Here is a 12,457-nt window from a genome sequence, read left to right on the forward strand (position 1 = left end):
CCTCCGTGCCCAGCGACCAGGCCGCACGGATGGAGGTGGATCGCACGGACGGCGGCCGATCCGGCGCCATCCAGCCCGCCATCCGTGAATCCGCCGGCCATCCGCACCGCGCGGCACGCGAAAACGCGCCCGCGGGCCGAAGCCTGCGGGCGCGTTCACACGTGTGTCAGATGGCGAAGCCGAGCGCGCGCATCATGTCGCGACCGTCGTCGGTGATCCGCTCCGGACCCCACGGCGGCATCCACACCCAGTTGATGCGGAACTGCTCCACGACGCCGTCCAGGGCCTGGGCGGTCTGCTCTTCGAGCACGTCGGTGAGCGGGCATCCGGCCGACGTGAGCGTCATGTGGATGACGAGCGCATCGGTCTCGTCGTCCCAGGCCAGGTCGTAGATGAGACCCAGGTCGACGACGTTGATCCCCAGCTCGGGGTCCATGACGTCCTTGAGCGCCTCGGTGACCTCGTCGAACTTCTCCGGGGTGAGCGTCGCGGTCATGCGATCAGCCTACGCCGGCTCGGCGAACGCGGGGTCGCCCTCGGCGTCGGCGGCCGACTCCGACTCGCCTTCGAGGTAGCGGTCGTAGCCCTCCTCCTCGAGACGGTCGGCCAGCTCCGGGCCGCCCTCCTCGGCGACACGGCCCTTGACGAGCACGTGCACGTAGTCCGGCTTGATGTACCGCAGGATGCGCGTGTAGTGCGTGATCAGCAGCACGCCGAGGTCGGACGCCTCCTTGGCGCGGTTGACGCCCTCGGACACGATCTTCAGCGCGTCGACGTCGAGGCCGGAGTCGGTCTCGTCGAGCACCGCGATCTTCGGCTGCAGCAGCTCCAGCTGGAGGATCTCGTGGCGCTTCTTCTCGCCGCCGGAGAAGCCCTCGTTGACGTTGCGCTGAGCGAACTTCGGGTCCATGCGCAGGTTCTTCATCGCCTGCTTGACGTCCTTGGACCACGTGCGGATCGCCGGCGCCTCGCCGTCCACGGCGGTCTTGGCGGTGCGCAGGAAGTTGGTGACGGTGACGCCGGGGATCTCCACCGGGTACTGCATCGCCAGGAACAGACCGGCCCGGGCGCGCTCGTCGACGGTCATCGCGAGCACGTCTTCGCCGTCGAGGGTGATGCTGCCGCTCTGCACCGTGTACTTGGGGTGTCCGGCGATCGTGTAGGCCAGCGTCGACTTGCCCGAGCCGTTGGGGCCCATGATGGCGTGGGTCTCGCCGGTGCGGATCACCAGGCTCAGCCCGTTGAGGATCGGGGTGGTGCCCGCATCCGTCTCAACGGTGACGTGCAGGTCGCGGATCTCGAGAACAGACATTCAGATTTCTTTCTTCACAGCAGGATCGATGAGCACGTCGTCGCCGTCGATCGTGACGGCGAAGACCGGGACGGGCTCATACGCGGGGAGGTTGAGGGGCTTGCCGGTGGTGAGCGAGAACGCCGAGCCGTGCGCCCAGCATTCGATCGTCTCCCCTTCGACGAAGCCTTCGGCGAGCGAGATGTCGCCGTGCGTGCACACATCGCCGATGGCGTGCACCTCGTCGTTCGAGTCGCGCACGACGCAGATGGCCACGCCATCCACCTCGACGCGCAGCGCGGCGTCCTGCTCGAGCTCGCTCAGGGCGCAGACACGGGACGCGGTCATGCCGCCGCTCCCCGGGCCAGCTCGACCTCGATGGTCTCGATCAGCTCAGCCTCGAGCTCGGGCAGGCCGATGCGCTGCACGATCTCGCTGAGGAAGCCGAGCACGACCAGGCGTCGCGCCTCGGGCTCGGGGATGCCGCGGGCCTGCAGGTAGAACAGCTGCTCGTCGTCGAAGCGGCCCGTGGCGCTGGCGTGGCCGGCGCCGCGGATGTCGCCCGTCTCGATCTCGAGGTTCGGGATCGACTCGGCGCGCGCACCCTCGGTGAGCACCAGGTTGCGGTTCGCCTCGTACGAGTCGGTTCCGACGGCGTCCGGGCCGATGAGCACGTCGCCGATCCACACGGTGTGCGCGGACGCACCCTGCAGGGCGCCCTTGTAGAGCACGTCGCCGGTGGTGTCCGGACCCTCGTGGAACAGGTACACCTGGCTCTCGAGGTGCTGGCCGGCGTCGCTGTACGCGATGCCGTACAGCTCCGCGCGCGAGCCCCGACCGGCAAGGCGCACGCTCGGGTTGACGCGCACGACCCCGCCCCCGAAGCTGGCCACGATGTGGCGCAGGGTGGCGTCGCGGCCGACGACGGCCTGGTGGGCCGCCGCGTGCACGGCGTCGTCGGCCCACTGCTGGACGGTGACCACCTCGAGGTGGGCGCCGTCGCGCACGATGATCTCGACGTTCTGCGCGAGCTGCACGGTGCCGGTGTGCCGCAGCAGCACGGTGCCGTGGGCGTTGGGAAGCGCCTCGATCACGATGTGGTCGTGGCCGGTGCCGCCCTGGCCGGTCACGTCGATGACGACGGGAGCCTCGGGCTCGCCGTCGACCACGATGTGGCGCGCCGCCGCGGTCTTGGTCCAGGCGATCGCCGCCGGGCGGTCCTCGGGGGTGAAGACCTCGCCGCGCGGCGACTCGCCGACGGCGAGGGATGCCGCCTCGGCCCCGCTCACCGACACGCCGAAGGCGGATGCGTCGCCGGCGTTCCCGTCGAGGAGGGCCGCGATGCGGGCGAGGGGCGTGTGCCGCCAGTTGACCTCGCGCCCGGTGGGCGCGGCGAAGTCAGCGGGGTCGTACGAAGTCTTGCGCTCGGACCGGGTCTGGACCGGAACGAAGGTCGGCTCGGTCTCTACGTAGGTGGTCGTCATCTCAGCCGACGGATCCTTCCATGCCCATCTCGATGAGCTTGTTCAGCTCGAGGGCGTACTCCATGGGCAGTTCTCGGGCGATCGGCTCGATGAAGCCGCGCACGATCATCGCCATCGCCTCGTCTTCGGGCAGGCCGCGGCTCATGAGGTAGAACAGCTGCTCCTCGCTCACCTTCGAGACCGTGGCCTCGTGGCCGAGCTGCACGTCGTCGACGCGGATGTCGATGGCCGGGTAGGTGTCGGACCGCGACTGGGTGTCCACCAGCAGCGCGTCGCAGCGCACGGTGTTGGCCGCGTGGTGCGCGTTCGCGTCCACCCGCACCTCGCCGCGGTAGCCGGCGCGGCCGCCGCCGCGGGCGATCGACTTCGAGACGATCGAGGACTGCGTGTACGGGGCCATGTGGATCATCTTGGCGCCGGCGTCCTGGTGCTGCCCGGGGCCCGCGAAGGCGACCGAGAGCGTCTCGCCCTTGGCGTGCTCGCCCATGAGGTAGATGGACGGGTACTTCATCGTGACCTTGGATCCGATGTTGCCGTCGATCCACTCCATGGTGGCGCCCTCGTGCGCGATCGCACGCTTGGTGACCAGGTTGTAGACGTTGTTCGACCAGTTCTGGATCGTCGTGTAGCGCACGCGGGCGTTCTTCTTCACGATGATCTCGACCACTGCGGAGTGCAGCGAGTCCGACTTGTAGATCGGCGCGGTGCAGCCCTCGATGTAGTGCACGTAGCTGTCTTCGTCGGCGATGATGAGCGTGCGCTCGAACTGGCCCATGTTCTCGGTGTTGATCCGGAAGTAGGCCTGCAGCGGGATCTCGACGTGCACGCCCTTGGGCACGTACACGAACGAGCCGCCCGACCACACGGCGGTGTTGAGCGCGGCGAACTTGTTGTCGCCGGCCGGGATCACGGTGCCGAAGTACTCCTCGAAGAACTCGGGGTGCTCGCGCAGCGCCGTGTCGGTGTCCATGAAGATGACACCCTGCGCCTCGAGGTCCTCGCGGATCTGGTGGTACACGACCTCGGACTCGTACTGCGCGGCGACGCCGGCGACCAGGCGCTGACGCTCGGCCTCGGGGATGCCCAGGCGCTCGTACGTGTTGCGGATGTCTTCGGGGAGGTCTTCCCAGCTCTGCGCCTGCTTCTCGGTGGAGCGGACGAAGTACTTGATGTTGTCGAAGTCGATCTCCGAGAGGTCGGCGCCCCACGTCGGCATCGGCTTGCGCTGGAACAGCTGGAGACCCTTGAGACGGTTCTTCAGCATCCACTCGGGCTCGGCCTTCAGAGCCGAGATGTCCTTGACGACGGCATCGTTGAGGCCCCGCTTGGCGCTGGCACCGGCAGCATCCGCATCGTGCCAGCCGAACTCGTACACCCCCAGCCCTTCAAGCTCGGGACGGTCGATGAGCACATCGGACATGACGCCACACTCTCCTCTGGGCCCCACGGTTCATCCGTTCCGGCATGCGAGATTCCGACGGAGGAGTTCCGAGGGGGGATGCCGCTTCTGGGGCCCGATCTCGGCGCACAGGAACGCGCGCCTACACTGTCATTGATGCGGGAAGCAGTTTCTGCACTGCATCCCGAACCCCTCGATTCTACAGGGTCACCTCCGGCATCCGGGCCTGTGTGACCTTGGTCGGCCCTGCCGACACAGCCCTGGAGGCGCGACCCATGTCTGCCGAAGCTCCCGCCACGACGCCCGAGAAGCGCCGGATCCTCCCCGATCGGGTCACGACCGCCGTGCGCGTGTTCGCCTGGCTGTCGTTCATCGCCGAGGTGATGATCGTCGGCACCGGCGGCGCCGTGCGCCTCACGGACTCGGGCCTCGGCTGCGGCTGGCCGCTGTGCACCCCCGACTCCCTCGCCCCCACGCCGGCGATGGGCATCCACTCGTTCATCGAGTTCGGCAACCGCATGATGAGCGGTGTCGTCGGCATCCTGGCCCTCGTCCTGCTGATCCTGGTGTGGCGGATGCGCAAGACGCGCCGAGACCTCTGGTGGCTGGCGTTCATCGTCGTGCTCGGCGTCCTCGCCCAGGCGATCGTCGGCGGTCTCTCGGTGCGCCTCGAGCTGAACGGGGGCCTCGTCGCGTTCCACTACCTCGCGTCGATCACGCTCGTCGCGGTCGCGGCCGCGTTCCTGGCGCGCATGGATTTCACCGGCGCCCCGCGCGCCCTCGCCGTGCCGCGCTGGTTCGCGATCACCACCCACGTGACCTCGCTCGTGCTGGTCGTCGTGCTGATCCTCGGGGTCACGACGACCGCCAACGGCCCGCACTCGGGTGACCCGAACGTCGTCCGCCAGGGGTTCGACGTGACGATCCTCGAGCACCTGCACGCCACGCCCGCCTACGTGCTGTTCGCCCTCACCCTGCTCCTGACGATCGTCAGCATGGTGCAGCACCTGCCGATCCGCCGCTGGCTGATGACCCTCCTCGGCATCGAACTGGTGCAGATCGCCATCGGCCTGTACCAGTCCCGCACCGACCTGCCTCCGCTGTCCGTCGGCGTGCACATGGTGATCGCGGCGCTGCTGGTCGCTACGATGGTGGCCGTCGTGACCCGGCTGAAGACCGAAGAGGCCGCGGCGGCGGCACCCGCCGTCACACAGAACGCATAACCTGCGCCGATAGTCTGCATCGGTCCCGCCCGCAGGCTGACCGAGCGGCACCCGCCGCGGAACCCCAAGGAGACCCACCCCATGACCTCGCGCCCGAGCCTGGCTCGCAGCACCCCGTTCATCATCCTGCTGATCGCGTCCGTCGCCTCCACGGCCCTCGGCGCGTGGATCGCGCTGAGCAAGCTGTCCACGATGACGGCGACCCTCACCGCCACGACGCAGAAGGCCACCGGAGCCCTCGACGTGTACGCGGGCGGATCGTGGATCGTGTTCGGCGCGGCGCTGGCCACCGCCGGACTCATCGGCCTGTTCATCGCACTGGCCGTCGCGACCCTGCGCTCGTTCGTGCCCGTCGTGGCCGAGGACGAGCCGGCGGCCGCCCCCGAGCCCGCCGCGGAGCTCCCCTTCGCCCCCGCCGACGAGTCGGCCACCGCGCAGACCCCGCCGCAGACCCCCTCGGTCTGAGCCGCATCGCGCCGAAGAGGCGGGTCCCCGATCGGGGGCCCGCCTCTTCGCCGTTCGACCGCCGGGATCGCCGGTCACGAGGTGCGCAGGCTGTACTCCCCCGTGGTGCACCCGACGATCCGCCAGCCGCCCGCGACCTTGACGGTGTCGAGCTGCCGGATGCCGTGGCCGGTGATCGAGGGCCGGGCGTCGCCCGGCACCCACACGTCCAGGCCGCATCCGGTGCCCGATGCCGTCAGCGACATCGTCGCGCCCGTCGCCTGCAGGTGTTCGATCCGCCCGGGAGCCGAACGCGGGTAGGCGCGGCTGAGCACGTCGAGCAGGGCGGTGTTGCGCGGCGCCTCCCCGCCGGTCGCGCAGTCCTGCGGCACCAGGGCGTACGAGACGTCGGAGATCCCGTTCTGGGGGTCGCCGCACGCCTGCTTCCACACCCAGTACGCGCTGCCCAGCGCGTGCGCGTCCTCGGCGGCGGCGTACCGCTCGATGTGATGCTGGATCTGCTCGGGCGAACCCCAGTAGCCGTACTCCCCCGACCAGAGCGGCGCCCGGTACGCGGCCGCGATCCGCTGCGCGAGGACGAACTGGCGCTCGGTGCTCACGATCGTGGGCAGGCCCAGAGACGCGTCCATCGTGATCGATTCGGCGTACAGGTGCGGGGAGAACACGATGTTGAGGTCGTCGGTGAATCCGGGGTACGGCCCGGTGTCGAAGCCCAGTCCCGACCACAGGATGCTCGGCTCGACGAACACGATCTGCTGCGCACCCGCGTCGCGGATCGCCCGGATCGCGTGCGCCTGATACTCGCCGAGGCGCTGCGAGGTGGTGAGGGGTGCCTGCTCGCCGAACCCCGGCTCGTTGAGCAGGTCGTACCCGGCGATCACCGGGTCGCCCGCGAAGTGCCCCGCCAGCTCGCCCCACGTGCGCACGAGCGCGTCGCGCACCCCGTCGGTGTTCTGGAAGAAGTGCTGGAAGGCACGGTCGCCGGCCGGAGAGATGTCCCGGCCGGTGAACTGGCAGCGCGGCGTCCCGTCGGCGATGGTCGCCCAGGCCGGCGCGCCGTCGTAGCCCCACATCGGGTCGGTGCCGGGCCGGCAGTTCGTGCCCGGGGGCGTCGGCTCCTTCGACCACGCGTCCTGGTGCATGTCCAGCACGACGTAGATGCGGTGAGCGCCGGCCCACCGCACGGCCTCGTCGATCCGCTGCAGGTAGGCCGGGTCGAGCACGCCGCGCTGCGGCTCGAGGGCCGACCACGAGATCCCGAGCCGCACCACGTCGAAGCCGTACGACGCGATCTGCGCGAAGTCCTCCTCGGTGAGGGGCTCGGTCGCCGGGACGCCGGGGCGCGGCTGATAGAAGTCGACGAGCTGGTTGACGTTGACGCCGCGCAGCAGCACGGTGTTGCCGTTCCCGTCGGCGATGCGGCCGCCGTCGGCCCGCAGGATGCCCGGCGGCGCGGCCGCCGCGGCGGCGCCGGTCGGCAGGTACAGGGCGACCAGGCCCGACACGACGAGGGCGAGGACCGCGACGCCGGCCGCCGACGGCATCACCCAGGCCGGCGCCGCCTCCCGGCGCACCGCCAGCCGGTCCACGAGCACGCAGACGACAGCCGGCGCCCAGCCGAGGACCGCCCCGAACGACAGGCCGTCGGCGACGTGCACGTAGGCGGCCATGAGCGGCCACAGATCGCCGGCGAAGCCGTCGTCGACGAACAGTCCGATGACGGCCAGGACGAGCCCGAAGAGGCCTCCGCCCACGACGGCGCCCAGCCAGCCCCCGAGGATGCCGGGCACGCGGCGGCGGAAGAAGCGCAGCCCGAGCCAGGTGCTGAGCATCAGCAGCACGGCGCCCCCGACCATCGGCCACCAGCCCTGGTCGAGACGCGGCACGGGAAGCCCCGGCGCGGTGGCGGCGCCCGTCCACCAGAGGCCGCACACCAGCGGCGCGACGCCTCCGACGAGGATCGCCGCGGGCCACACCGATCCGGTCCACAGCCGCAGCTCCGCCTTCGGTCGCCGCGCGAACAGGCGGGTCGCGGCGGCGACGAGGAGCGCCGCCGGCACCGCCTTCGCGGTGACGTATCCCGCGCCCCAGGCGGCCGTCGGCAGATTCGCACCCATCGCGCCCAGGGTGACCGCCTGGGCCAGCAGCACGGCCAGCACCACCCCGGCCGTCATCGTCCAGAAGCGCCCGCCCGCGCGCACCGCCGCCCACCAGGTGACCAGAACCACCACGGGAGTGAACACCACGTACGGCGCCAGCGGCCACCACAGCTGCACCTGCAGGTGGCCGCCCGGCCACCCGACGAGGGCGAGCAGGCCGGTGGGGTCGACGATCATTTCGATCACGACCAGCACCAGCAGGGCGACGACGGCCACCAGGGGCCTTCGGATGGATGTCATGACACTCCTTCGTGCCGCATCAGCGGGGTTCAGCACCCCTGATGCTAATGCGTCCGAGGAGGCGTCAGAGACCAGGCCGCACGCGCAGATCGGTCAGGTCGGCGTCGCGGGGCAGATCGAGCGCGGTGAGGATCGCCGTGACCACGGATCCGGGCTGGATCCAGGCATCCGCATCGTAGTCGGCGCCCTCCTGCTCATGGACCCGCTGCTGCATCGGCGTGGCGGTGCGCCCGGGGTACACGGAGGTCACCCGCACCCCGTTCGCGCGCTCCTCCGCGCGCAGCGCATCGGCCAGCGCGCGCAGCCCGAACTTGCTCGCCGCGTAGGCGCTCCAGTCCGGCGATGCCGCAAGTCCCGCACCGGAGTTGACGAACACGACGCGCCCCGCCGCGGCCCGCAGGGCCGGAAGCGCGAGCCGGGTGAGCTCGGCCGGCGCGGCGAGATTCACCGCGAGGGTGCGCTGCCACTCCCCCGCTCCCAGCTGCGCGACGGGGCCGAGGTCGCACACCCCGGCGACGTGCAGAACGCTGTCCAGGGCCGGCGGCATCCGCCCGGCGAGGGATGCCTCGAGCGACTCGGGCCGTTCCAGGTCGGCGACGAGCACCGTGGCGTCCGGGAAGGCCCGCCCGAGCCGGCGCGCCGTGGCGTCGCTGCGGGCGATCAGCACCAGGTCGTCTCCGCGTGCGTGCAGGGCGGCCGCGAGAGCCGCTCCGATTCCCGAGGTGGCCCCTGTGAGCAGATGTGTCGTCATCCCTCCAGTATCGGCGAGGGGGACGCCGATTCAGTGCCGGATGCCGGCCGCCGCCTCCAGGGCGTCCAGCGCATCCCACACGCGGGAGCGCTGGTCATCGGTGAGGGACTCCAGGAGCCGTGCCACGCGCTCGGCGCGCTCCATGCGCGCATGCATGACGGCGGTCACGCCGTCCTGGGTCGCCGTCAGCAGGGAGGAGCGTCCGTCCTCCGGGTCCGGTGTCCGCTCGATGAGCCCGCGGGCCTCGAGGTCGGCGACCGCCCGGGTCGCGGTCGGGGCGGCCACGGCTTCGATCCGCGCCAGCTCGGACGGCCGGATCGGTCCCTGCCGCACGATCGTCGACAGCGCCGACATCAGGCCGTGCGAGAGTCCGTCCCCCGTGGGGCGGATGCGCCGGTTGATGCGGCCCACCGCGACGGCGAGCCGCACCGCGGGGTCGCCGAGGGGCGAGTCGGGGTCAGAGGTGTCCGGCATCCCTCAATTGTCGTCGGTCCGGGCCGGAACTCGTACACCCGCCGTCGTCACCGGCACGGCGGCGGTCGATCGCACCGGGATCGCGCCGGTGCGCGGCCGGTGCCCGCCGGTGTGGTGCGCCTCGGCGTGCACGAACCTGCTCCCCCGCACGAAGGAGGCGACCGCCGCCACGAGCGTCATGATCGCCGCCGCGGTGAACACGACGACGAGTCCGTCGTGGAACGCGTTCTGGATGAGCTGGGGGAAGAAGCTCTTGCCCGTCAGCTCCGCGGCATCCGCCGCCGGAAGCTTCGCGAGGATCCCGGCCTGCCCGAGCAGGCTCTGGATCGGGTTGTAGCCGAGGAACGAGGCGAACACGCTTCCCACCGGGGGCAGATCGGCGATCTTCTGCGCGGCCGCGTCCGGGACGCCGTGCGCGACCAGCCCGGCGTACAGGTCCTTGGGCAGGGATGCGGCCAGGCCCGCGATGAGCAGCGAGAAGAACAGGCCGATCGACAGAGACGTGCCGGCGTTCTGCACGGTGCCGGCCATCCCCGACGCGGATCCGCGTTCGTGCGCCGGGACGCTGTTCATGATCGCCGTGCGGTTCGGGGCGCCGAACATGCCCGACCCGATGCCGGAGAGGCCGGTGAGGATCGCGAACTGCCAGTACTGGAAGTCGACGGGGATGAGCATCAGGCCGACGAATGCGAGGGCGACGATCACCAGTCCGGTGGTGGCGAACAGCCGTGCGCCGTACCGGTCGGACAGCGTGCCCGAGATCGGCCCGGCGATGAGGAACCCGACGGTGATCGGGAGCATGTAGATCCCGGCCCACAGCGGGGTGTCCACGTAATCGAAGCCGTGCAGCGGGAGCCAGATCCCCTGCAGCCAGATGATCAGCATGAACTGCAGGCCGCCGCGGCCGATGGAGGCCAGGAGCCCCGCGAGGTTCGCCATCGCGAAGGCGCGGATCTTGAACAGGCGCATGTTGAACATGGGCTGCCGGACGCGCCGCTCGATCACGACGAAGACGACCAGCAGCAGGATGCCGCCGATGATGCCGCCGAGCACCCACGGATTGGTCCACCCCGTCGGGCGGCCGCCGTAGGGCTGGATGCCGTAGGTGATCGCGGTGAGGAGGGCGGTGAGGCCCACCGCGAAGGTGATGTTGCCCGGCCAGTCGAGCTTGCCGGGGGTGCGGGTGCCCACCTCCTTCAGGGAGATGTACGACCAGACCGTGCCGATGATCCCGATCGGGACGCTCACGAAGAACACCGCGCGCCAGTCGATGACCGCGAGGATGCCGCCGACGATGAGGCCGATGAAGCTCCCGGCGATGGCCGCCACCTGGTTGATGCCCAGCGCCATGCCGCGCCGGTCGGCCGGGAAGGCGTCGGTGAGGATCGCGGTGGAGTTCGCGAACAGCATCGCCCCGCCCACGCCCTGCACGAGCCGCCACGCGATCAGCCACAGGGCGCCGGCTCCTCCGAGCGCGGGGTCGAACGCGAGGGCGACCGAGCCCACGGTGAACACGACGAACCCGAGGTTGTAGATGCGCACGCGACCGAACATGTCGCCCAGGCGCCCGAACGTCACGACCAGCACGGCCGTGACGAGCATGTAGCCCATCATGATCCAGAGCAGGTAGCCCACGTTGCCGGCTTCGAGCGGGTCGAGCCGGATCCCCTGGAAGATCGCCGGCAGCGAGATCATCACGATCGACGCGTTGATCGTCGCCATCAGCATGCCCAGCGTGGTGTTGGACAGCGCCACCCACTTGTAGTGCGGGTGGTCCTTCGAGAACCTCGAGCCGGATGCCGCTTCCCTGGTCTGTGTCACGTCGCTCCTCTGGCCGTCGTCTACTTACTTGACGAGTACTAAGTATATGACCGCGGAAACGAGGACGGCCCCGTCTGCGAGGACGGGGCCGAAGCGGAGGGGGCGATCAGAACGGGAGCAGCGGATCGATCGCGATGGCGACGAACAGCAGCGTCAGGTACGTGATCGAGGCGTGGAACACGCGCATGGGCTTGGGGGTGGTCCCCCGCACCGCGCGGCTGTACAGCACGTGCGACTCATAGATGAACCAGCCGCCGAAGACCAGGGCCGACACCGTGTAGACCAGACCCATGCCGGCGACCGGGATGAGCAGCAGCGAGCACGCCACCGTCGCCCAGGCGTACAGGATCACCTGCAGACCGACCTGCGAGCTGCTGCGCGTGGCGCCGAGCATGGGCACGTCGACGTCGTCGTAGTCGTCGCGGTACTTCATCGACAGCGGCCAGTAGTGCGGCGGCGTCCACAGGAACACGAGCAGGAACAGGATGAACGGCGTCAGCGACAGCGACCCGGTCACCGCGCTCCACCCGATCAGCACCGGGAAGCATCCCGCGATCCCGCCCCACACGATGTTCTGCTCGGTGCGGCGCTTGAGGATGATCGTGTAGATCACGACGTAGAAGAAGATCGCGACCGCCGACAGCACGGCGGCGAGCCAGTTGGTCGTGAGCCAGAGCCACACCGTCGACAGCACGGCGAGCGTCCACGCGAACACCAGCGCGCCGCGGGCCGACACCTCGCCGGTCACGATCGGCCGGTTCTCGGTGCGCTTCATGTGCGCGTCGATGTCGCGGTCGATGTACATGTTGAACGCGGCCGCCGAGCCCGCCGAGAGGGAGCCGCCGATGACGGTCGCCACCACCAGCAGCATGTTCGGGAGTCCGCCGGCGGCGAGGAACATCACCGGGATGGTGGTGACCAGCAGCAGTTCGAGCACGCGCGGCTTGGTCAGCGCGACGTAACCGCGGACCTTGGTGCCGAAACTGTGCCGGACCGCCTCGGTCACCGGATGCGACGTCGTGGAAATGTCGATCGCCTCCGCTTATCGCTCAGTCAAGAAGTCACTGAGATTCTACGGCATCCCGACCGATGTCCTCCCATGTCCCCGCGGCCTGGCCCCCTCCCCCGCTTCGCTATGCTGACTGCATAC

The 12,457-nt window shown here is 70.0% G+C and carries 12 protein-coding genes; 2 read left to right on the forward strand and 10 right to left on the reverse strand.

All coding sequences use genetic code 11. From position 1 onward, the window contains the following. Positions 1-166: 166 nt before the first annotated feature. From LK09_RS13480 to sufB, 5 genes are read right to left on the reverse strand one after another with little or no spacing between them, the layout of a single operon-like run. Positions 167-496, reverse strand: a complete 330-nt coding sequence (locus LK09_RS13480) for a metal-sulfur cluster assembly factor (RefSeq protein WP_039400392.1) — start codon at positions 494-496, stop codon at positions 167-169. Between the two features lie 9 nt (positions 497-505). Next, a complete protein-coding gene (sufC, locus tag LK09_RS13485) occupies positions 506-1,312 on the reverse strand; it encodes a Fe-S cluster assembly ATPase SufC (RefSeq protein ID WP_039400395.1) in 807 nt (268 codons plus the stop codon). Continuing rightward, positions 1,313-1,639 carry a non-heme iron oxygenase ferredoxin subunit gene (locus LK09_RS13490; protein WP_039400398.1) on the reverse strand — a complete coding sequence of 109 codons (327 nt, stop codon included), beginning with the start codon at positions 1,637-1,639 and terminating at the stop codon, positions 1,313-1,315. It abuts the gene before it with no gap. After that, entirely contained in the window at positions 1,636-2,775 is a 1,140-nt protein-coding gene (gene sufD / locus LK09_RS13495) for a Fe-S cluster assembly protein SufD (RefSeq protein WP_039400400.1), read from the reverse strand. Before sufD ends, LK09_RS13490 begins: the two co-directional genes overlap by 4 nt. Position 2,776: 1 nt before the next feature. After that, positions 2,777-4,195: a Fe-S cluster assembly protein SufB gene (gene sufB, locus LK09_RS13500; RefSeq protein WP_039400403.1), complete on the reverse strand. Its 1,419-nt coding sequence runs from the start codon at positions 4,193-4,195 to the stop codon at positions 2,777-2,779. Between the two features lie 254 nt (positions 4,196-4,449). On the opposite strand from sufB, the gene LK09_RS13505 reads away from it, so the two are divergent. Next, positions 4,450-5,397, forward strand: coding sequence for a COX15/CtaA family protein (locus LK09_RS13505; protein ID WP_039400406.1), 948 nt, complete (start codon positions 4,450-4,452; stop codon positions 5,395-5,397). Between the two features lie 81 nt (positions 5,398-5,478). Further along, complete coding sequence (locus LK09_RS13510; RefSeq protein ID WP_039400409.1) at positions 5,479-5,862, forward strand: hypothetical protein; 384 nt, start codon at positions 5,479-5,481, stop codon at positions 5,860-5,862. 74 nt (positions 5,863-5,936) lie between these two features. On the opposite strand, the gene LK09_RS20830 is transcribed toward LK09_RS13510, so the two are convergent. The 5 genes from LK09_RS20830 to LK09_RS13535 form a co-directional block, all read right to left on the reverse strand. Beyond that, complete coding sequence (locus tag LK09_RS20830; protein ID WP_156138821.1) at positions 5,937-8,261, reverse strand: cellulase family glycosylhydrolase; 2,325 nt, start codon at positions 8,259-8,261, stop codon at positions 5,937-5,939. A 64-nt stretch (positions 8,262-8,325) separates the two neighbouring features. Continuing rightward, positions 8,326-9,012: an SDR family oxidoreductase gene (locus LK09_RS13520; protein ID WP_039400413.1), complete on the reverse strand. Its 687-nt coding sequence runs from the start codon at positions 9,010-9,012 to the stop codon at positions 8,326-8,328. 30 nt (positions 9,013-9,042) lie between these two features. Beyond that, positions 9,043-9,486, reverse strand: a complete 444-nt coding sequence (locus tag LK09_RS13525) for a MarR family winged helix-turn-helix transcriptional regulator (protein WP_052226773.1) — start codon at positions 9,484-9,486, stop codon at positions 9,043-9,045. A 3-nt stretch (positions 9,487-9,489) separates the two neighbouring features. Then, complete coding sequence (locus LK09_RS13530) at positions 9,490-11,307, reverse strand: MFS transporter (protein ID WP_231563043.1); 1,818 nt, start codon at positions 11,305-11,307, stop codon at positions 9,490-9,492. Positions 11,308-11,413: 106 nt separating this feature from the next. Next, the gene (locus tag LK09_RS13535; protein ID WP_039400415.1) at positions 11,414-12,313 is read right to left on the reverse strand and encodes a heme o synthase; all 900 of its coding nucleotides are present in this window, start codon (positions 12,311-12,313) and stop codon (positions 11,414-11,416) included. Between the last annotated feature and the right edge of the window lie 144 nt (positions 12,314-12,457).

This window comes from Microbacterium mangrovi (assembly GCF_000802305.1).
Lineage (GTDB): Bacteria > Actinomycetota > Actinomycetes > Actinomycetales > Microbacteriaceae > Microbacterium > Microbacterium mangrovi.

Excerpts from the sequence above, each read along its gene's own strand:
- LK09_RS13480 (WP_039400392.1), bottom strand. The coding sequence starts at position 496 with ATGACCGCGACGCTCACCCCGGAGAAGTTCGACGAGGTCACCGAGGCG.
- sufC (WP_039400395.1), bottom strand. The coding sequence starts at position 1,312 with ATGTCTGTTCTCGAGATCCGCGACCTGCACGTCACCGTTGAGACGGAT.
- LK09_RS13490 (WP_039400398.1), bottom strand. The coding sequence starts at position 1,639 with ATGACCGCGTCCCGTGTCTGCGCCCTGAGCGAGCTCGAGCAGGACGCC.
- sufD (WP_039400400.1), bottom strand. The coding sequence starts at position 2,775 with ATGACGACCACCTACGTAGAGACCGAGCCGACCTTCGTTCCGGTCCAG.
- sufB (WP_039400403.1), bottom strand. The coding sequence starts at position 4,195 with ATGTCCGATGTGCTCATCGACCGTCCCGAGCTTGAAGGGCTGGGGGTG.
- LK09_RS13505 (WP_039400406.1), top strand. The coding sequence starts at position 4,450 with ATGTCTGCCGAAGCTCCCGCCACGACGCCCGAGAAGCGCCGGATCCTC.
- LK09_RS13510 (WP_039400409.1), top strand. The coding sequence starts at position 5,479 with ATGACCTCGCGCCCGAGCCTGGCTCGCAGCACCCCGTTCATCATCCTG.
- LK09_RS20830 (WP_156138821.1), bottom strand. The coding sequence starts at position 8,261 with ATGACATCCATCCGAAGGCCCCTGGTGGCCGTCGTCGCCCTGCTGGTG.
- LK09_RS13520 (WP_039400413.1), bottom strand. The coding sequence starts at position 9,012 with ATGACGACACATCTGCTCACAGGGGCCACCTCGGGAATCGGAGCGGCT.
- LK09_RS13525 (WP_052226773.1), bottom strand. The coding sequence starts at position 9,486 with ATGCCGGACACCTCTGACCCCGACTCGCCCCTCGGCGACCCCGCGGTG.